The sequence below is a fragment of the Streptococcus sp. NCTC 11567 genome (assembly GCF_902141215.1).
GTDB classification, from domain to species: Bacteria; Bacillota; Bacilli; order Lactobacillales; family Streptococcaceae; genus Streptococcus; species Streptococcus dysgalactiae.
In genome coordinates this window covers 1,875,819-1,895,735 of the sequence record NZ_LR595857.1, presented here as the reverse complement: position 1 = coordinate 1,895,735, position 19,917 = coordinate 1,875,819, and the positions used below count along the sequence as shown (strand labels likewise).

Genomic DNA, 19,917 nt, shown 5'->3' with positions numbered 1-19,917 from the left:
CGTAAAGGAGACCTATTCAATGGCAATCACAGCAGCTGACATTCGTCGCGAAGTCAAAGAGAAAAATGTAACCTTCCTTCGCTTGATGTTCACTGATATCATGGGAATTATGAAAAATGTCGAAATTCCTGCAACTGAAGAGCAATTAGAAAAAGTGTTATCGAATAAAGCCATGTTTGATGGTTCATCTATTGAAGGATTTGTGCGTATCAATGAGTCTGATATGTACCTTTACCCTGACCTAGATACTTGGATTGTTTTCCCTTGGGGGGATGAGAATGGGGCAGTCGCAGGGTTGATTTGTGACATTTATACTGCAGAAGGAAAACCTTTCGCAGGAGACCCACGTGGCAATTTGAAAAAAGCCTTGAAACATATGGACGAGGTTGGTTATCAATCCTTTAACCTTGGGCCAGAACCAGAATTTTTCCTCTTTAAAATGGATGACAAGGGGAATCCAACTCTTGAAGTTAACGATAATGGTGGCTATTTTGATTTGGCTCCTATTGACTTGGCAGACAACACGCGCCGTGAAATTGTCAATGTCTTGACGAAAATGGGCTTTGAAGTAGAAGCTAGTCACCATGAAGTAGCGGTTGGGCAACATGAAATTGATTTTAAATACGCTGATGTCCTAAAAGCCTGTGACAATATCCAAATTTTTAAACTTGTGGTTAAAACAATTGCGCGTGAGCATGGACTTTATGCTACCTTTATGGCTAAGCCTAAATTTGGGATTGCTGGATCAGGAATGCACTGTAACATGTCCTTGTTTGACAAGCAAGGCAACAACGCCTTTTATGATGAAAATGATAAGCGTGGCATGAAGTTATCAGAAGACGCTTACTATTTCTTAGGCGGTTTGATGAAACATGCTTACAATTATACTGCCATCACCAATCCAACGGTTAACTCTTATAAGCGTTTGGTTCCAGGCTATGAAGCGCCTGTGTATGTGGCTTGGGCAGGAAGCAATCGTTCGCCATTGATTCGGGTGCCAGCATCGCGTGGCATGGGGACTCGTTTAGAGTTACGTTCCGTGGACCCAACGGCAAACCCTTACTTAGCTCTTGCAGTCTTGCTTGAAGCTGGACTAGATGGTATTATTAATAAAATTGAAGCACCCGAGCCAGTGGAAGCTAATATTTACACCATGACAGTCGAAGAACGTAATGCAGCAGGTATTGTTGACTTACCATCAACCCTTCATAACGCTTTGAAGGCCTTGCAAAAAGACGAAGTGGTTCGAGAGGCACTTGGTGATCATATTTACACCAATTTCTTGGAAGCAAAACGTATTGAATGGGCTTCCTATGCTACCTTCGTGTCTCAATGGGAAATTGATAACTACCTTCACAATTATTAGAAAAATGAAATCCCGCTCAGTGGTCGAGTGGGATTTTTTATATTATTATTCAAATCATGTGTTTATTTATTCTTTAAAAAGCTAAAAAACATTTTAATATCAGCTTTTATAGCGATATATCTATTATAAAAATAAATTCAAAAATTTTCAGATAAATGTGTTCCCTTTTTTCAGATTTGTGATATAATTTAACTTAATAATTTTAACAACAGTTTTTCTAGGAGGTTTAGAGATGAAAGGATTACAATCATATCCATGGAAACGAATTGGACTGGGAACATTAACACTTGCGTCAGCTACGCTTTTAATGGCATGTGGAAATAAAGCGGCTTCTACCGATAATAAGGATGAAATCAGTTGGTACACGCCTACCGAAATCATCACCCTTGATATTTCCAAAAACACAGACACGTATTCAAGTTTAGCCATTGGTAACTCTGGTAGTAATCTTCTTCGTGTGGATGCCAAAGGGAAACTTCAACCGGATCTAGCTGAAAAAGTGGATGTTTCAGAAGATGGATTAACCTATACAGCAACCTTGCGTGATGGGTTGAAATGGTCTGACGGTAGTGATTTAACTGCAGAAGATTTTGTTTATACCTGGAAACGTATGGTAGACCCTGCCACAGCATCTGAATATGCTTATCTGGCAACAGAATCTCACTTAAAAAATGCTGAAGATATCAATACTGGTAAGAATACCGATTTGGATAGTTTAGGCGTTAAGGCTGATGGCAATAAAGTTATCTTTACCTTGACAGAACCAGCTCCACAATTCAAGAGTTTGCTATCCTTCTCTAACTTTGTTCCTCAAAAAGAATCCTTTGTTAAAGAAGCGGGTAAAGACTACGGTACTACATCAGAAAAACAACTTTACTCTGGACCATATACGGTCAAGGATTGGAACGGTACAAGTGGCACCTTTAAGTTAGTGAAAAACAAAAACTACTGGGATGCTAAGAACGTGAAGACTAAAACGGTCAAAGTTCAAACCGTTAAAAAACCAGACACAGCCGTTCAAATGTACAAACAAGGTAAACTTGATTTTGCTAACATTTCAGGAACATCTGCTATCTATAACGCCAATAAAAAGAATAAAGATGTTGTCCCAGTGTTAGAAGCAACCACAGCTTACATGGTTTACAATCAAACAGGGTCTGTTGAAGCCCTCAGCAATCTTAAGATTCGCCAAGCCTTGAATTTAGCAACTGATCGTGAAGGTATTGTTTCTGCTGCTGTTGATACGGGTTCAAAACCAGCAACTGGCATTGCACCAACTGGTTTAGCGAAGTTAACCGATGGAACAGACTTGGCAAAACATGTTGCACCAGGTTACAAATATGATGAAAAAGAAGCTGGTAAGCTCTTCAAAGAAGGTTTGGCTGAGCTTGGAAAAGATTCTCTTAAAGTAACCATCACTGCTGATGCGGATACCCCAGTTGCCAAAGCTTCTGTTGATTATATCAAAGAAACTTGGGAGAAGGCCCTTCCTGGTTTAACCGTTGAAGAAAAATTTGTACCGTTCAAACAACGTTTGGAAGACACCAAAAACCAAAACTTTGAAGTAGCTGTAGCCCTTTGGGGAGGTGACTACCCAGAAGGATCAACCTTCTACGGTTTGTTTAAATCAGGTTCTGCTTACAACTATGGTAAGTTCACTAATTCAGATTACGATTCAGCTTATGAAAAAGCCTTAACAACAGATGCTCTTGATACAGACAAAGCAGCAGATGACTACAAGGCAGCTGAAAAAGCGCTTTATGACAATGCCCTTTACAACCCACTTTATTTCCGTAGTGGTAAAGGTTTGCAAAATCCAAGCATCAAAGGACTTATCCGTAACTCAACTGGATTAAACGTTGACTTTACATACGCTTATAAAAAATAAGTCAGAAAACACTGCAAGAGACTAAGAATGAGCTCAGATAGTATCATACCATTGTTTAGTTGGCGCTTAGGATGACGTAATGGCAGCTCTTGGCTTACTTACTAAGAAAAGTAGCTAAGACATTATGATAATCAGGCTAACGAGACGATAGGGGATTAGTAGGTTTCTTAGAAGTTTACGCTATCTCACTTCATTGTAACGGTCTATGGTAACGAAATATTGCAAGAATTGGCCTCGGTCAGTTCTTGCTTTTGTTAGAGGAAAAATATGACAAAATATCTCTTAAAACGTGTGGCTATTTTGCTAGCGACACTGTGGGTTGTGGTGACCTTATCTTTCTTTTTGATGCAGGTTATGCCAGGGACACCATACAATAACCCTAAATTAACTGATGAAATGATTGCCATGATGAATAAGCAATATGGCTTGGATAAACCTTTGTGGCAACAATACTTGAAGTACCTATTTGATATTTTACATGGTGATTTTGGTACCAGCTACCAATCTATTAACCAATCAGTCACTAGATTGATTTCGCAACGGCTAGGTGTTTCCGTTCATTTGGGTATTCAAGCCCTTGTGGTAGGGATTAGCTCTGGATTGTTTGTCGGAGCGGTTTCAGCACGTAATAAAAATAATAAGATTGACGCCATTCTAAGCGTGATTTCTACTCTTGGTATTTCGGTGCCAGCCTTTATTATTGGTTTGTTGCTGTTGGACTACTTTGGTTTCAAATGGGCTTTATTACCACTTTCTGGCTGGGGAACCTTTGGGCAAACGATCTTGCCAACGTTAGCGTTAGCTATTCCTGTATTTGCTCAAGTCACTCGCTTTTTCCGTAGTGAAATGATTGAAACCTTGAACTCTGACTATATTCAATTAGCGCGTGCCAAGGGATTAACCAAACGTCAAGTGACTCGAAAACACGCCTATCGGAATTCTATGATTCCTGTATTGACCTTGGTAGGGCCTATGGCTGCTAATATTTTAACGGGATCGGCCTTAATTGAACAAATTTTTTCCATTCCAGGTATTGGGCAACAATTTGTATCGTCCATTCCAACAAAAGATTATCCTGTGATTATGGGAACAACGATTGTGTACGCCCTCATGTTGATGGTAGCTATTTTGATAACTGATATCATCATTAGTATAGCAGACCCACGTGTGCGGTTGGGATAGGAGAGTGTTATGGTAGAAGAAAGAAAGTCATTTCAACTTGTGGGGGCAGGAAGCTCTGATTCACAAGAAAAAATTCAAAAGCCAGCACTGTCTTTTCTGCAGGATGCTTGGCGTCGTCTAAAACATAATAAATTAGCGGTTGTTGCCATGCTATTTTTGGCTGTGCTACTGGTCTTTTCAGTAGGGTCAAATGCAGTGGTTTCTAAGCAAGATGCCAATAGTTTTAACAGTAAGGAAGTTAGCATTTACCGTAATTTACCTCCTAAATTGAGCAGTAGCTTGCCATTTTGGAACGGAACCATTACCTATGCTGGAAATACGGAGGCCAATGATGCTTATGCTGACCAAGGTGTCCCAGAAGGGAAAACATTTCTATTAGGAACGGATAATCTGGGACGTAGTCTTGGCAAACGCATTACGGTGGGTATTCGGATTTCGCTTTTGATTGCTATCGTCGCAACCTTAATTGACCTTATTATCGGGGTCACTTACGGGTTAGTCTCTGGATTTACTGGAGGTAAGGTGGATACGGTCATGCAACGGATTATTGAGATTATTTCCTCTATCCCTAACTTAGTTATTGTAACCATGTTGGGACTCTTGCTTGGAAATGGAGTAACCTCAATTATTATTTCGATTGCGATTGTGGGTTGGACTTCTATGGCTAGGCAGGTGCGTAATTTGACCTTGTCTTACCGTGAACGCGACTTTGTGTTAGCCTCTCGGGCATTAGGCGAAAGCAATGTCAAAATTGCCTTTAAACATGTCTTGCCAAATATTTCAGGGATTATCATTGTGCAAATCATGATGACAGTACCAAGTGCCATTATGTATGAATCAGTCTTGTCTGCCATCAACCTTGGTGTCAAACCACCGACTGCTTCACTTGGCTCTTTGATTACAGATGCTCAGGAAAACTTGCAATATTACCCTTATCAAGTCTTGCTTCCAGCTCTTGCTTTAGTTTTTATTTCCTTGGCATTTATTCTTTTAGGAGATGGGCTACGCGATGCCTTTGATCCAAAATCAAATAACGAATAGGAGGAGAACAAATGACAAACGAAACCATTTTAAGTGTTAAAAACCTCCACGTTGATTTCAAAACCTATGCAGGGGATGTGAAAGCTATTCGCGATATTAGTTTTGACCTCAAAAAAGGAGAAACGCTTGCGATTGTTGGGGAATCTGGATCAGGAAAATCAGTGACCACTAGGACCTTGATGGGCTTAAATGCTAAAAATGCTAACCTTTCTGGGGAAATTGATTTTAAAGGAAAAAAACTCAATGCCCTTAAGGAAGAAGAATGGGTTAAGGTACGTGGTAAAGAAATTGCCATGATTTTCCAAGACCCAATGACCAGTCTCGATCCAACGATGAAAATCGGAATGCAAATTGCTGAAGCTATTTTGATTCATGAGAATATTAGTAAGCAAAAAGCCTTGAGTCGTGCTCTTGAATTGATGCATCAAGTAGGTATTCCAAATGCTGAAGAGCATATTAATGATTATCCACATCAGTGGTCAGGTGGGATGCGTCAGCGTGCTGTGATTGCTATCGCTCTCGCAGCTAATCCAGAAATCCTGATTGCTGATGAACCGACCACAGCACTTGATGTTACCATTCAGGCACAAATCTTGAAATTAATGAAAGAAATCCAACAACAGACGGAATCATCTATTATTTTCATTACCCATGACCTTGGAGTTGTGGCTGGTATGGCTGACCGTGTCGCGGTAATGTATGCTGGAAAAATTGTTGAGTATGGAACGGTGGATGAAGTCTTTTATAACCCGCAACACCCTTATACATGGGGCTTGCTTAATTCTATGCCAACCACAGATACCGCCTCAGGGAGTTTAGAATCTATTCCAGGAACGCCGCCTGACTTGCTTAATCCTCCTAAGGGAGATGCTTTTGCAGCCCGCAATGAATTTGCCTTGGATATTGATCATGTGGAGGCTCCGCCGATGTTTAAGGTCAGCGACACCCATTATGCGGCAACTTGGTTATTAGATGAGCGAGCGCCCAAAGTCACTCCGCCAGTTCAAATTCAAAAACGATGGGCAAAATGGCAAAAACGAGAAGGAGGCAAGCTAAATGAATGATAATCGAAAGAAATTAGTAGAGTTAAAAAATGTCTCCTTAACTTTCAATAAGGGAAAGAAAAACGAAGTCAAAGCCATTGATAATGTGAGCTTTGATATTTATGAAGGGGAAGTGTTTGGACTGGTTGGGGAATCCGGATCAGGAAAAACAACTGTTGGTCGCGCCATTTTAAAGCTTTATGATATTAATGAAGGGGAAATTATTTTTAATGGTGAAACCGTTTCTCATTTGAAAGGGAAAGACTTGCGGACCTTTCGTAAGGATGCTCAGATGATTTTCCAAGATCCTCAGGCTAGTCTTAACGGCCGTATGAAAATCAGAGATATTGTGGCAGAAGGGCTAGATATTCATGGACTCACAGCTTCAAAGGCAGAACGAGAAGAACGCGTGCAAGAACTCCTTGATTTGGTTGGGTTGAACAAGGACCATTTGACACGTTACCCCCATGAATTTTCTGGTGGTCAACGTCAACGGATTGGGATTGCCCGTGCTTTGGCAGTTAAACCTAAATTTATCATTGCTGATGAACCTATCTCAGCTCTCGATGTGTCGATTCAGGCCCAGGTAGTTAACTTGATGCAAAAGCTTCAGCACAAACGTGGATTGACTTATCTTTTTATTGCCCATGACTTGTCAATGGTCAAATACATTTCTGACCGTATCGGAGTCATGCACTGGGGTAAAATGTTGGAGATTGGGACCTCAGATGATGTCTATAATCATCCTATTCATCCTTATACCAAGAGCCTACTCTCGGCTATTCCTGAACCAGATCCAGACAAAGAACGTCAGCGGGTGGCTGATGTATATGATCCAAGTCAAGAATTGGACGGCCAAGAACGTCAGATGCATGAGATTACGCCAGGCCATTTTGTCTTAGCTACCCAAGAAGAAGCAGACCAATATCGACGGGAGTATCATTAAGCAGTCACAAAATAATTGAGACATTAGAAAAAGGATTACTAAAAACCTTGCATTTGGTTTTGTCGTTAATCCTTTTTTGATGGGAAAAATATGTCGATTTCATTTAATAAGTTAGGACCAAATATCGCTTGATGAGAGGACAACAAAAAACACGAGTGGTTAAACTCGTGTTAAGATATTAGTCTTTGTCCGGTGTCAAGACCATCGGAATAATAATAGGTTCACGTTCGGTTTTTTCATATAGGAACGGACGAAGGGCGTTGACAATGGCCCCGTTGACTGATTGGATGCTGGCATCCTTGTTTTTCAAGGCAATACGGATAGCATTGAATAACACCCGTTGGCTTTCGCGAATCAAGTCGCCTGACTCACGCATGTAAATGAAGCCACGACTTAGAATATCTGGTCCAGCTAGAATCATTTGAGTCTCAAAATCAACAGTAGCAACAGCTAAAACAACACCATCTTCTGATAAATCACGACGGTCTCTCAAGACAGCTGTACCAATATCGCCAATACCATTTCCATCAACGTAAATGTCTTGTGCGTTAAAATGACCTGCAATACGAGCACTATCACTTGTCAAGGCAAGGACGTCGCCGTTTTCCATGATAAAGATATTTTCCTTTGGAATACCGGTATCCATAGCGAGTCCTGCGTGGACTTTTTGCATACGGTATTCCCCATGAACAGGCATGAAATATTTTGGTTTAATCAAGCGCAGCATGAGTTTTTGCTCTTGCTGGCCACCGTGCCCTGACGTGTGGATATTATTCACTTTTCCGTGGATAACTTCAACGCCAGCTTCTTGGATGGTGTTGATCAGTTTGTTGACACTTGTGGTGTTTCCTGGAATTGGGCTAGATGAGAAAATAACCGTGTCGCCTGGTTGTAAGCTAACCTGGCGATGTGTCCCGTTGGCAATACGAGCAAGCGCAGCCATCGATTCTCCCTGACTACCTGTACACATGATCAATACTTCATTGGCATGGTAGTTTTTAAGCTCATTTGCTTCAATAAAGGTGCCTTTTGGAACCTTGATGTAGCCAAGTTCAATCCCGTTAACGATCGCTTTTTCCATTGATCGTCCAAAGACAGCAATTTTACGTCCAGTTTTGACAGCAGCTTCAGCAGCCTGTTGCAAACGGTAGATGTTTGAAGCGAAGGAAGCAAAGATAATGCGTCCATGAATGCCTTCGATAATTTTCAAGATGGACTGGCCAACGACTTTTTCAGAATTGGTAAAGGTTGGGACCTCCGCATTGGTCGAATCAGAGAGTAGGCAAAGAACGCCTTCTTCACCCAGCGCAGCCATACGGTGCAAGTCAGCTGGGTCTCCTACTGGGGTAAAGTCAAACTTAAAGTCCCCTGTACAGATGATTTTTCCTTGTGGGGTATGAATCACAATACCAAGTGGTTCAGGGATGGAGTGAGTCGTCCTAAAGAAGGTTACACTCATGTTTTTGAAGGTTAGTTCAGTGTTGTGATTGATTTCGTGAACCGTAGCGTCACGCCAGAGACCGTGTTCTTCCAATTTCCCACGGATGAGGGCGAGGGCTAAAGGTCCTGCATAGATAGGGATATTAGCCTGTTTGAGGAGGAAAGGAATCCCACCGATATGGTCCTCGTGACCGTGTGTGATGACAAGGGCCTTAACCCGATCCAAATTATCAACAATATAAGAATAGTCTGGAATAACGTAGTCAATTCCCAATAAGTCGTCTTCTGGGAATTTAATACCAGCATCAACGATGATGATTTCGTCTTGGTATTCAATCCCGTAAGTGTTTTTTCCGATTTCCCCGAGACCACCGATGGCAAAAACCCCAACTTCATTAGGTTTTAAACTGATATTTGTCATCTTAGAACTCCGTTAATTCAAAAACACCAGTCTCTTTTTCGTAATCGAGGTGTTTGTCAGAAAGTAACTCGATAAACTCAACGTTGTAGCCAGTGTGTTCTTCAACGAGTTTACGTGCTTTAATACGGCCCTCAAGTTCGTCAGTAGCGTCAATATCAAGGTATAGGGCCTTGGTATTCTCGCGACGTGGGCTTTGGTCTTTTGTTTCTTGATAGAAAACTTTATAAATCATTTAGTCAATAGTCCTTTCGTTGTGAATCAATTATCCAAACAATAACAAATAGGTCAAAACGCTAGGAATGTATCGTTTTGACGGTTTTAGTATGATGTCATTATTGTGTAGTAGATTAATTCCTGATTCTGTGCAATTACTAGAATTATACCATAAAGTCACCCTTTAGTAAAAAGTTTCGACAAATTTATTAGTCCCTTCAGCCCTTATTAGGAGAGCCTTTTTGATGTTGTCCCTTCATTTGTGTTATAATTGAAACTAGAAATTGCACTAGAAAGACAAAACATGAAGATACTTGCATTTGATACCTCAAATAAAACCCTCTCCCTTGCCATCCTGGAAAATGAACGGCTTTTGGCGGACATGACACTTAATATCAAGAAAAATCATAGCATTAGCCTTATGCCGGCTATTGATTCTTTGATGGCTTCTGTAGATCTCAAACCCAAGGATTTGGACAGGATTGTGGTGGCGCAAGGACCTGGATCTTATACAGGGTTGCGAGTAGCAGTTGCGACGGCCAAGATGCTAGCTTACAGTTTAGGCATCGATTTAGTTGGCGTCTCGAGTTTATATGCCTTGGCAGCACAAACCTGTCAGCAATACCCAGACAGTTTGGTAGTGCCCTTAGTTGATGCCAGACGCCAAAATGCTTATGTGGGTTACTACCGACAAGGGAAACTAGTTCTGCCAGAAAGTCATTCGTCTTTAGAGGCTATTTTGACTCAATTAGAAGGGGAGGCTAATCTCACTTTTGTTGGAGAAACGGCTCCTTTTGCTGAGCGCATTCAAGAGGAACTACCTCAATCCAGAATCGTGCCAACCCTCCCTTCAGCCTACGAATGCGGTCTTTTGGGGCAAAGATTGGCACCAGAAAATGTAGATGCCTTTGTTCCTCAATACCTAAAGAGGGTAGAGGCTGAAGAAAATTGGTTGAAGGATCATCAAGTGAGTGATGACAGCCAGTACATTAAGCGGGTGTAAGATGAAAACACTTGAAGAAAAAGCGAGAGCCATTCACCAGCTCCTCGAAATGACTTATGAAAAGTCGCCTTGGACTTTGGAGCAAGTCTTGGCAGATATGCAACAGGATCAAACAGATTATTTTCTGATTGAAGAGCAAGGAAAGTTGCTGGCTTTTTTAGCTATTCAATCCTTAATTGGAGAGACAGAAATCACTAATATCGCAGTTTTACCCAGTCATCAAGGTCGGGGACTAGCTTCTCAGTTGATGAGACATTTAGATGAGATTATCGGCGATATTTTTTTAGAAGTGAGGGAGTCAAATCGTAAAGCCCAAGGCCTGTATCGGAAATTTGGTTTTGAGTTTGTCGGCAAAAGACAAGCGTATTACCATGATCCTATTGAAGCGGCCTTGGTGATGAAACGGGAAGGAAAACATGACAGATAGGTATATTTTAGCAGTCGAGAGTTCTTGTGATGAGACCAGCGTTGCTATTTTAAAAAACGATAACATTTTATTGAGTAACATCATTGCAAGTCAGGTTGAGAGCCATAAACGCTTTGGTGGTGTTGTGCCAGAAGTAGCTAGCAGGCACCATGTAGAAGTGATTACCACCTGCTTTGAGGATGCTTTGCAAGAAGCTGGTATTCAGGCCTCTGACCTTTCAGCAGTTGCCGTGACCTATGGTCCTGGACTTGTTGGAGCACTCCTAGTCGGTTTAGCAGCAGCCAAGGCCTTTGCTTGGGCCAATGACCTTCCCTTGATTCCAGTCAATCATATGGCAGGGCACCTCATGGCTGCGCGTGAACAAAAACCCTTGGTTTATCCTTTGTTAGCCTTATTGGTATCAGGAGGCCACACCGAATTGGTTTATGTCACAGAACCTGGTTCCTATCATATTGTTGGTGAAACGCGCGATGATGCTGTTGGGGAAGCTTATGATAAGGTGGGACGTGTCATGGGCTTGACCTATCCTGCTGGTCGTGAAATTGATCAACTGGCTCATAAAGGGCAAGATACCTATCATTTCCCTCGTGCCATGATTAAGGAAGATCATTTGGAATTTTCCTTTTCTGGGCTTAAATCAGCTTTCATTAACCTTCATCACAATGCGGAGCAAAAAGGAGAAGAATTGGTCTTGGAAGATTTATGTGCTTCTTTCCAAGCTGCCGCTCTTGATATCTTATTAGCTAAAACTAAAAAAGCCTTGGCTAAATACCCAGCTAAGATGTTGGTGGTAGCAGGTGGTGTCGCTGCTAATCAGGGCTTGCGCGAACGCTTAGCAGAGGAAATCACTGACATTGATGTGGTCATTCCGCCACTAAGGCTTTGTGGGGATAATGCTGGCATGATTGCCTTAGCGGCAGCTGTCGAATACGATAAGCAACACTTTGCCAGCTTGGACTTGAATGCTAAGCCTAGCTTAACCTTTGACCAGTTCCATAAAGATTAGTTCTAAAGGTATTTTAAGTTTAATCTTGAAAGTAGTCTGCCCTACCTAGAGGCAGGCTTTTTCTGTGTTAACCGATAATAGTGCGACGATTACTTCATAGAATCTCATTGAAACATAAACAAGTTTATGTTTAGCTGACTTGTATTCTTCCAGTCAGCCCTAGGACTTTTGAAAGTATTGTGGTGACAGTTGTTCAATTATTGACACACAAAAACAACCCGGTATCTTGGCATACCGGATTGTCATGATGATAAGTAATTGGCTTCTATGATTACTAATATGTCAAACAATTACCTGCAAAATAATCGTTTGCTTTAGGTGAAGTAAGCTTACCAGCTAGCTTTAGTGATTCCTGGTAGTTGACCTTTGTGCGCTAGGTTGCGGAAATTGATACGGCTTACACCAAACTTACGCATGTAAGCGTGTGGACGGCCATCAATCATGTCACGGTTTTTCAAGCGGTTTGGGTTTGAATCACGAGGCAATTTGCGAAGTGCTTCATAGTCACCATTGGCTTTAAGTTCGCGACGGAGGTCAGCGTACTGTTCAATCAGTTGGAGCTGCTTGTGGTATTTAGCAATTTTTGATTTCTTTGCCATTGCTTTCTCCTTCTATAATATTAATAATCCCAGAGTTCCTATCAGTACTCTGGATTTTCTTAACTAGTAATGAACCAGTTAAGAAAACATAAGTCCATTATACAATATTTCATAAGAAATGCAAGAAAAATATTTAACTGGTTATGATTTTTTGTAACCCCCTGATAAGGCAAGCGACCGAGGCGACGGTTTGGAACTTGTAGGGCAGACTGTTTTGATAAATACTCACGTCGAACGTGTGGTTTGTCTCCCCTTTTTCTTAGGGGACAGTCTGCCCTTTTAGCTTTCTTCCCTTAGTTCAAGTTCGGCGGGCGAGATGAAATTTTTAGATTTGAGAGGTGTGAGAAATGGTAAAAAAAGGTTTGCAGATTAGCGAACGTGATTTGATGATTTTGAAAATTTTGTATAGGTTGCCTTGGGCAATGGATTGGCATATTGCAGTATTGATTGGAGAGGCAGTAAAATATGTATTTGGTCGATTAAATCAGTTAGCTAGAGCAGGATTAGTTGAGCGTAAGAAACTACTTGCTGATGAAGAAGTTCGGAACTATCTGACGGCAGAGGGGTGCAGAGTACTTGGTTTTGAAGTTATGTAACCTCCTGATAGTGATTGTGACCAAAAAAGCCTAAGAAAGAAATCTTAAGCTTCTTATTTTTAGTCGTAATGCAGGCTCCCTGCTACCCAGCCGGAGCAAAGGGCAGAAGTGATATTAAACCCTCCGGTGTGAGCATTAATATCTAAGACTTCCCCAGCAAAATACAGCCCAGGAACTTTCTTGCTTTCCAAGGTTTTAGGATTAATTTCTTTTAAATCCACGCCTCCTTTGGTCACAAAAGATTTAGCCAAAGACATTTTTCCTGTAATGGGTATCTGGAGGTGTTTGAGTTTATCAAGCAATTCCTTCTCTTGTTTTGGAGAGAGTTGTTTGACCTTTTCGGGATAATCTTCTGATAAAAAATCAGCTACTCGTTCAGGCAGTAGGCCTTTAAGAGCATTTTTGATGTTTTTATCACGTTGATCACTCAGATAAGCGGTTAAGTCATCTGTTGATAAGTGTGGCAAAAAATCTAGCTCTGCTATTTCCCCGCCTTTCACAAAAGAAGACAAACGGAGAGCTGCAGGACCTGAAAGGCCAAAGTGAGTGAAGAGTAAGTCGTGTGTGATGACGTGTTTGTCATAACTAAGAGTAACGTCGTCTAGGGAAATACCTTGCAAGACTTTGTGAGGAAAATCAGTTAACAGAGGACTCTCAGCAGCTTCTAAATCAGTCACTGTCAATTTAAAATGCCTTGCAATATCAAGTCCAAAACCTGTTGAACCAGTTGAAGGATAGGATTTGCCTCCTGTGGTCACAATTAATTTATGACAGCTAAAAGTCTGGTCTGCAGATTTGAGGTAGAAGAGGTCATCTTGTTTTTTAACGGAAACCACCTCAGTGTTGGTTAGTACCTTGCCTCCAAGAGATTTAATTTTCTTTTCAAGAGCATCAATGATTGTCCTAGATTTATCTGTGGTAGGGAACATCCGGCCATGGTCTTCTTCTTTGAGTTTGACGCCGTTTTCCTCGAAAAAGGCAATGATGTCATGGTTGTCAAACTGGGAAAAAACACTGTATAAAAAGCGGCCATTTCCAGGAATGCCTGCTATAAGGTCATCAAGGCTACCACTATTGGTCACATTACAGCGTCCACCACCGGTTCCCGCTAATTTTTTACCTAAGCGGCGGTTTTTTTCAATCAAGAGAGTTTTATATCCATAGTAGCTGCTGGAGATAGCGGCCATCATACCAGCTGGACCCCCTCCAATAATAATCGTATCGTATTGAGTCATAGCCTTATTTTAGCATAAAGGTAAGGTATTTAATAGTAATGTAAATGAGCTAATATGTCATACTGTTTTTCCACTCATCTAACAATGCTTTCAAGAAATAATTGATGCCTTTAGCACGACTGAAATCACGCCAAACGCATGAAGAAACTTTTGTTTTCAGAAAACTAGATTCATAATGACAAAATCAATCAAAGTAGTACACTATAGATGAGGTGACTACGATGATTGATTTTATTATTTCTATTGATGATTGCGCAGTTGAATTGGATAGTCGTCAATCTTGGAAAATTCGCTACCCCTTATCAACCATTCTATTTCTTGTCTTCGTTTGTCAGTTAGCTGGCATTGAAACCTGGAAGGAGATGGAAGATTTTATTGAAATAAATGAACCATTGTTTGCGACCTACGTTGATTTGAGTGAAGGTTGTCCGTCTCATGATACCTTAGAGCGTGTGATTAGTCTTGTTAACTCAGACCGTTTAAAAGAGCTTAAAGTTCAATTTGAGCAATCATTGACAAGCTTAGATGCCGTTCATCAACTGATTTCAGTGGACGGTAAAACGATTCGAGGCAATCGAGGTAACAATCAGAAGCCTGTTCATATTGTAACGGCTTATGATGGGGGTCATCATCTTAGTTTGGGACAGGTAGCGGTTGAGGAGAAAAGTAATGAAATTGTTGCCATTCCTCAGTTATTGCGGACGATTGATATCCGTAAAAGCATTGTAACGATAGATGCAATGGGCACGCAGACGGCTATCGTTGATACGATTATAAAAGGTAAAGCAGACTATTGCTTAGCCGTCAAAGGAAATCAAGAAACACTTTATGATGATATTGCTCTTTATTTTAGTGATGTCAACTTATTGGAAGAACTCCAAGAAAATGGACAGTATTATCAGACTGTTGAAAAATCTAGGGGACAGATTGAAGTTAGAGAATACTGGGTGTCTTCCGAGATCAAATGGTTGTGTCAAAATCATCCCAAATGGCATAAGTTACGTGGTATTGGGATGACTCGTAACACGATTGATAAGGATGGTCAGCTGAGTCAAGAGAATCGTTATTTTATCTTTAGCTTTAAGCCGGATGTCCTCACATTTGCCAATTGTGTACGAGGTCATTGGCAGATAGAGAGTATGCACTGGTTATTGGACGTTGTTTATCATGAAGATCATCATCAGACATTGGATAAAAGAGCCGCATTTAACCTAAATCTTATCCGAAAAATGTGCTTATATTTTCTCAAAGTGATGGTATTTCCTAAAAAAGACCTCAGTTATCGTCGCAAACAACGGTATATTTCTGTCCATTTGGAAGATTATTTAGTCCAATTATTTGGAGAAAGAGGCTAAGCAGATCATTGATTTAAAAAGGAATCTTTTCAAAATTGATGTCCGGGCACAAAAGGATGAAGAGAAAGTTTTCATGCGTACGGCGTGGACTGAAATGAGGTCAAATTGACAGAATACTCCTATTATGTTACTATTTTTAGTAAGAATATTCAGTGATTAGTAAAGAGGAAAATATGGCAATTGAAAAGACAGTTAGTGAACTAGCTGATATTTTGGGAGTGAGTCGTCAGGCCGTCAATAATCGTGTTAAGTCTTTACCCGAAGAAGATCTTGACAAAAATGAAAAAGGCGTTACTGTGGTTAAGCGCAGTGGTCTTGTTAAGCTGGAAGAGATCTATAAAAAAACAATTTTTGACGATGAGCCTATCAGTGAAGAAACGAAACAACGTGAGCTTTTAGAGATTCTTGTGGATGAGAAGAACACTGAAATCACGCGCCTTTATGAGCAACTCAAAGCCAAAGATGCTCAACTTGCCTCAAAAGATGAGCAAATGCGTGTTAAAGACGTGCAGATCGCTGAAAAAGATAAACAATTGGATCAGCAGCAACAATTAACTGCTAAAGCCATGGCTGATAAAGAAACCCTAAAATTAGAATTGGAAGAAGCTAAAGCAGAAGCCAACCAAGCTCGCTTACAAGTCGAAGAAGTTCAGGCTGAAGTTGGCCCTAAAAAAGGCTTTTTAACCCGCTTGTTTGCTAAATAATCAGAAAAACGATTAAGGCCCTATCAGGGTCTTTTTTGGAGGAAAACATGAAACACTTAGATACTTATATTGCCTTTGATTTAGAATTTAACACTGTCAATGACGTTAGTCATGTCATTCAAGTATCAGCAGTCAAATATGACCACCATAAAGAAGTTGACAGCTTTGACACCTATGTTTACACAGATGTTCCCTTACAGAGCTTTATCAATGGCCTAACAGGAATCACATCTGACAAGATTGCTGCGGCACCAAAAGTAGAGGAGGTTATGGCTGCGTTTAAAAATTTTGTGGGAGAGTTACCACTGATTGGTTATAATGCTCAAAAATCTGACCTGCCTATTCTAGCTGAAAATGGCTTGGATTTAAGGGACCAATACCAGATTGACCTCTTTGATGAAGCTTACGATAGACGTAGCGCAGACTTAAATGGGATTGCTAACCTTCGTCTGCAAACAGTGGCAACCTTTTTAGGCATTAAGGGTCGAGGTCATAATAGCTTAGAAGATGCCAGAATGACAGCAGCAATCTATGAGTCTTTTTTAGAAACAGATACGAACAAAGCATATCTCAGCCAGCAAGAAGAAGTGATTACCGATAACCCTTTCGTAGCTTTGGGAGGCTTTTTTGACTAAGGGCTCTGCTATTTCTAAAAAGTAACAAAAATCCCTAGGGTTAGCCCTTGCTTGTAACGCTAGGTCATGTGATAAGCTAGGGGCATATCAAGAGGGAGTCGGGTGCACACGAGTCGCTTTTGATCACTAAATGATAGAAAGAAGGTGTGGAAATGTCTCAATTCTATTCGACTGGAGAATTGGCCAACTTAGCTGGGGTTTCTATTCGAACCGTCCAATACTACGATCAACGTGGAATATTGACTCCGACAGCATTGACAGAAGGTGGATGGCGACTCTATACGGATTCTGATTTAGAACAATTACGCATGATTTGCTTTCTGCGCGATTTGGGATTTTCCATTGAGCAGATTCGCAAAGTCTTAGCAGAGGAAAATGCAGCCCAGGTGCTGGAATTGCTTCTAGTTGATCATATTGCGACTGCCAAGGAAGACTTGGCCGCAAAAGAGCAACAAGTTGACATAGCTGTCAAGATACTTGACAGACCTCGAAAACAAGACCCCCAGTCACTAGATTTTCTGATGGACATTTCGCTTAGCATGAAAAATCAAAAAGCTTGGAAAAAACGCTTTATTACTTTAATTGTCTGTTTGACAGTGGAAACTCTACTTTTTGTGGGTGGAGCCTATTTTCTCCAATTGACAGTCTGGAAATATTTATTAATCCCGGTGTTCCTTTTAGTCTTACTAGGAACCTTATGCTGGTATTACCAAAATATCTGTTATCTTTGTCCTTCTTGTCATCAAACATTTGAAGCAAAATGGACAGAATTTGCCCTTGCAGGCCATACACCACGAACTAGAAAGTTAACCTGCTCCCATTGCCATCAAAAATCGTATTGCTTGGAACTGGCAAAAGAGGACATTGTCTCAAGAGGATAAGCACTTACTCATAAAAAAACTAGCCTGAGATCCTTCTCAAGCTAGTTTTTGTTTTTTTAGAATGGTAATTTACTAGCAAAAGCGCCTAATGTTTTCTTAGTTGCTTCATCAATTTGCGTAAGGGCATCATTAATGGCTTGAGTGGTCATATCTTGAAGGGTTTCCACATCTTCAGGATCTACAACAGCTTCTTTGAAGTCAATCCCAACCAATTTTTTATCACCCGTGAAAGTGGCAGTGACAAGGTCTTGAGCTGATTTTCCAGTAAATTGCATAGCAGCCAAATCCGCCTGCTTTTGCTCCATTTGTTTCTGAAGCTTTTGTGCTTGCTTCATCATGTTTTGCATATTCATCATAAGACTATACTCTCCTTAATTTAATACTAACTATTATAACACATAAAAAGAGGCAATAAAAACAATGTCAGTTAGTAGACTAGCCTGTATCAGTAAGAAAGTCGCTATGGATAAGATGGATTAGCAGCAAGGGTCTGGCTAATGACAGAATAAGTCTAGAAATGAACTATTTTTGTCATAGACTAGCCCGACTTAGTGGTTATCTAATTCACGATCTTCTTTAGCTTGTTGTTCTAAAAGAATTTGTGCGAAGTCAACCCACTTAGTGTAGTTATTTTCGGATAATTGTTCTGAAATCATCGCTAACTCTCGTTGTGGCAACTGATAAGAGACTCCCTTACTTTCTAAGGTTAAATCTTCTTCCATTAGGGCGGTTAAACTAACATCAAAGATAGCAGCGATATCACTTAATAGACCAGACTTTGGAGTATATTTTCCTTTTTCCCACTCACTGATTGAAGAAGAGCTTTTTCGTCCTAGGAGATTAGCAAGTTCTAATTGTTCCATGTTCTTTTTTAATCTAAGGTACTTTAAATTACTTGCAAAAAAAGTTTTCTTGGCGGACATATTTTTCTCCTTTTCTTTATATAAAATATGATACCATAAAAGAGGTTAAAGCAAAAGGTATCGTAAAAGATGGTCTAAAAACTCTCTAAAAACTTGACTTCATAAAAACCGAAGTTTATAATAAACTTAACATGATTAACTAATCTCATTTTAGTGTGGAGGGAAAATTGTGACCAAATCAACTTTAAAAGAGTTAAGAACAACAAAGAAAATGACACAGCAAGAATTATCAAGCTTAACCGGTATTTCTGTTAGGACATTGGCTAGATATGAAAAAGATATTCATAAGCTAAGACGGGCAAAATATGAAAAGTTAAAAAGTATTGCTGGGGCATTGGCAGTTTCTGTTGATGATATTTTTTTAGGCGTCGATTCGGATTTTATGAATTAAAGCAACAAAGTTACCTTGGTAGCTTTTTCTATTTATTTGAAAGAACAATTTTAACAAAGCTTAATAAAAAAATTAAATAAGGTTATTTTATTTTGCCTTTTCTTCTTTTATCGTGTTATAATCAGAGAGTAGTCCATGGACGAAACTATTTGATAAAAGGAGTTATAAAATGTTTACAGAAGAAATGAAAGAAATGATTGCCAGCCAATTGGCAATGGTGGCAACCGTTGATCACGAAGGGAATCCTAACATTGGACCTAAACGTTCCATGCGTTTGCTAGATGATCACACCCTCATTTTTAATGAAAATACAGGTGGTCAAACGCAAGCTAATATTCAGGATAATGGTAAGATTGAGGTGGCTTATGTGAATCGTGATTGCTTACGAGGCTATCGTTTTTGTGGACGAGCAGAAATGGTAGATCAAGGTCCTCTTTATGACGAGGCTAAAGCTTGGGCTGAAGGCAAAATGGGACTGCCAAAAGCGGCTGGTGTTATACATATTGATACCATCTATAGTTTACATTCAGGAAAAGAAGCAGGTCAAAAGGTTAGTCAATAAGCTTGTTGTAGTAATGACTAGTTTGACATTCAAAAAATGCTCACCGGATATCTGGTGAGC

The 19,917-nt window shown here is 40.3% G+C and carries 22 protein-coding genes; 16 read left to right on the top strand and 6 right to left on the bottom strand.

Annotated features, from left to right (window positions below; all coding sequences use genetic code 11):
• Positions 1–19 precede the first annotated feature (19 nt).
• The 6 genes from glnA to FQT67_RS09445 all read left to right on the top strand — a co-directional run bounded on the left by glnA (position 20) and on the right by FQT67_RS09445 (position 7,466).
• Complete coding sequence (glnA, locus tag FQT67_RS09470; protein ID WP_015017410.1) at positions 20–1,366, top strand: type I glutamate--ammonia ligase; 1,347 nt, start codon at positions 20–22, stop codon at positions 1,364–1,366.
• Between the two features lie 232 nt (positions 1,367–1,598).
• Positions 1,599–3,254 carry a peptide ABC transporter substrate-binding protein gene (locus FQT67_RS09465; RefSeq protein WP_003058031.1) on the top strand — a complete coding sequence of 552 codons (1,656 nt, stop codon included), beginning with the start codon at positions 1,599–1,601 and terminating at the stop codon, positions 3,252–3,254.
• 267 nt (positions 3,255–3,521) lie between these two features.
• Entirely contained in the window at positions 3,522–4,436 is a 915-nt protein-coding gene (locus tag FQT67_RS09460) for an ABC transporter permease (protein WP_003052794.1), read from the top strand.
• 9 nt (positions 4,437–4,445) lie between these two features.
• The gene (locus FQT67_RS09455) at positions 4,446–5,477 is read left to right on the top strand and encodes an ABC transporter permease (RefSeq protein ID WP_046177231.1); all 1,032 of its coding nucleotides are present in this window, start codon (positions 4,446–4,448) and stop codon (positions 5,475–5,477) included.
• Positions 5,478–5,488: 11 nt separating this feature from the next.
• Positions 5,489–6,541, top strand: a complete 1,053-nt coding sequence (locus FQT67_RS09450) for an ABC transporter ATP-binding protein (RefSeq protein ID WP_012767556.1) — start codon at positions 5,489–5,491, stop codon at positions 6,539–6,541.
• The gene (locus tag FQT67_RS09445) at positions 6,534–7,466 is read left to right on the top strand and encodes an ATP-binding cassette domain-containing protein (protein ID WP_003060110.1); all 933 of its coding nucleotides are present in this window, start codon (positions 6,534–6,536) and stop codon (positions 7,464–7,466) included. Before FQT67_RS09450 ends, FQT67_RS09445 begins: the two co-directional genes overlap by 8 nt.
• Before the next feature lie 178 nt (positions 7,467–7,644).
• Here the strand turns inward: FQT67_RS09445 and rnjA are convergent, their stop codons facing one another.
• Both rnjA and FQT67_RS09435 read right to left on the bottom strand, forming a co-directional pair.
• Positions 7,645–9,327 (bottom strand): ribonuclease J1, encoded by a 1,683-nt coding sequence (gene rnjA / locus FQT67_RS09440; protein WP_003056700.1) that lies wholly within the window; start codon positions 9,325–9,327, stop codon positions 7,645–7,647.
• A 1-nt stretch (position 9,328) separates the two neighbouring features.
• Positions 9,329–9,559, bottom strand: a complete 231-nt coding sequence (locus tag FQT67_RS09435; RefSeq protein WP_003056704.1) for a DNA-dependent RNA polymerase subunit epsilon — start codon at positions 9,557–9,559, stop codon at positions 9,329–9,331.
• Between the two features lie 285 nt (positions 9,560–9,844).
• Here FQT67_RS09435 and tsaB point away from each other — a divergent pair, with 285 nt between their 5' ends.
• The 3 genes from tsaB to tsaD are packed head-to-tail and all read left to right on the top strand — an operon-like array spanning position 9,845 to position 11,976.
• Positions 9,845–10,543, top strand: a complete 699-nt coding sequence (gene tsaB, locus FQT67_RS09430; RefSeq protein ID WP_046177230.1) for a tRNA (adenosine(37)-N6)-threonylcarbamoyltransferase complex dimerization subunit type 1 TsaB — start codon at positions 9,845–9,847, stop codon at positions 10,541–10,543.
• 1 nt (position 10,544) lies between these two features.
• A complete protein-coding gene (gene rimI / locus FQT67_RS09425) occupies positions 10,545–10,970 on the top strand; it encodes a ribosomal protein S18-alanine N-acetyltransferase (protein WP_003056684.1) in 426 nt (141 codons plus the stop codon).
• A complete protein-coding gene (tsaD, locus tag FQT67_RS09420; RefSeq protein WP_003056674.1) occupies positions 10,960–11,976 on the top strand; it encodes a tRNA (adenosine(37)-N6)-threonylcarbamoyltransferase complex transferase subunit TsaD in 1,017 nt (338 codons plus the stop codon). The genes rimI and tsaD overlap by 11 nt, the downstream gene beginning before the upstream one ends.
• A 329-nt stretch (positions 11,977–12,305) precedes the next feature.
• Here the strand turns inward: tsaD and rpsN are convergent, their stop codons facing one another.
• Positions 12,306–12,575, bottom strand: a complete 270-nt coding sequence (gene rpsN, locus FQT67_RS09415; protein WP_003052772.1) for a 30S ribosomal protein S14 — start codon at positions 12,573–12,575, stop codon at positions 12,306–12,308.
• Between the two features lie 347 nt (positions 12,576–12,922).
• On the opposite strand from rpsN, the gene FQT67_RS09410 reads away from it, so the two are divergent.
• Positions 12,923–13,171, top strand: coding sequence for a hypothetical protein (locus FQT67_RS09410; RefSeq protein WP_042357993.1), 249 nt, complete (start codon positions 12,923–12,925; stop codon positions 13,169–13,171).
• A gap of 59 nt (positions 13,172–13,230) precedes the next feature.
• On the opposite strand, the gene FQT67_RS09405 is transcribed toward FQT67_RS09410, so the two are convergent.
• A complete protein-coding gene (locus FQT67_RS09405) occupies positions 13,231–14,406 on the bottom strand; it encodes an NAD(P)/FAD-dependent oxidoreductase (protein WP_046177229.1) in 1,176 nt (391 codons plus the stop codon).
• A 221-nt stretch (positions 14,407–14,627) separates the two neighbouring features.
• Here FQT67_RS09405 and FQT67_RS09400 point away from each other — a divergent pair, with 221 nt between their 5' ends.
• The 4 genes from FQT67_RS09400 (at position 14,628) to FQT67_RS09385 (ending at position 17,981) form a co-directional block, all read left to right on the top strand.
• Entirely contained in the window at positions 14,628–15,761 is a 1,134-nt protein-coding gene (locus tag FQT67_RS09400) for an ISAs1-like element IS1548 family transposase (RefSeq protein WP_143936418.1), read from the top strand.
• A 173-nt stretch (positions 15,762–15,934) separates the two neighbouring features.
• The gene (locus tag FQT67_RS09395) at positions 15,935–16,465 is read left to right on the top strand and encodes a DUF536 domain-containing protein (RefSeq protein ID WP_002992269.1); all 531 of its coding nucleotides are present in this window, start codon (positions 15,935–15,937) and stop codon (positions 16,463–16,465) included.
• A gap of 47 nt (positions 16,466–16,512) precedes the next feature.
• On the top strand, positions 16,513–17,100 hold the full coding sequence (locus tag FQT67_RS09390; RefSeq protein ID WP_003062505.1) for a 3'-5' exonuclease: 588 nt from the start codon (positions 16,513–16,515) through the stop codon (positions 17,098–17,100).
• 152 nt (positions 17,101–17,252) lie between these two features.
• Positions 17,253–17,981 (top strand): MerR family transcriptional regulator, encoded by a 729-nt coding sequence (locus tag FQT67_RS09385; protein WP_046177423.1) that lies wholly within the window; start codon positions 17,253–17,255, stop codon positions 17,979–17,981.
• Positions 17,982–18,037: 56 nt separating this feature from the next.
• Here the strand turns inward: FQT67_RS09385 and FQT67_RS09380 are convergent, their stop codons facing one another.
• Together FQT67_RS09380 and FQT67_RS09375 are read right to left on the bottom strand one after the other, a co-directional pair.
• A complete protein-coding gene (locus FQT67_RS09380) occupies positions 18,038–18,337 on the bottom strand; it encodes a YbaB/EbfC family nucleoid-associated protein (RefSeq protein ID WP_046177424.1) in 300 nt (99 codons plus the stop codon).
• Between the two features lie 192 nt (positions 18,338–18,529).
• Entirely contained in the window at positions 18,530–18,904 is a 375-nt protein-coding gene (locus FQT67_RS09375; RefSeq protein WP_002988207.1) for a helix-turn-helix transcriptional regulator, read from the bottom strand.
• 169 nt (positions 18,905–19,073) lie between these two features.
• Between FQT67_RS09375 and FQT67_RS09370 the strand changes: the two genes are divergently transcribed.
• Both FQT67_RS09370 and FQT67_RS09365 read left to right on the top strand, forming a co-directional pair.
• Positions 19,074–19,295, top strand: coding sequence for a helix-turn-helix transcriptional regulator (locus FQT67_RS09370; protein ID WP_003060222.1), 222 nt, complete (start codon positions 19,074–19,076; stop codon positions 19,293–19,295).
• Between the two features lie 169 nt (positions 19,296–19,464).
• Positions 19,465–19,857: a pyridoxamine 5'-phosphate oxidase family protein gene (locus tag FQT67_RS09365; RefSeq protein WP_003054260.1), complete on the top strand. Its 393-nt coding sequence runs from the start codon at positions 19,465–19,467 to the stop codon at positions 19,855–19,857.
• Positions 19,858–19,917: the final 60 nt, after the last annotated feature.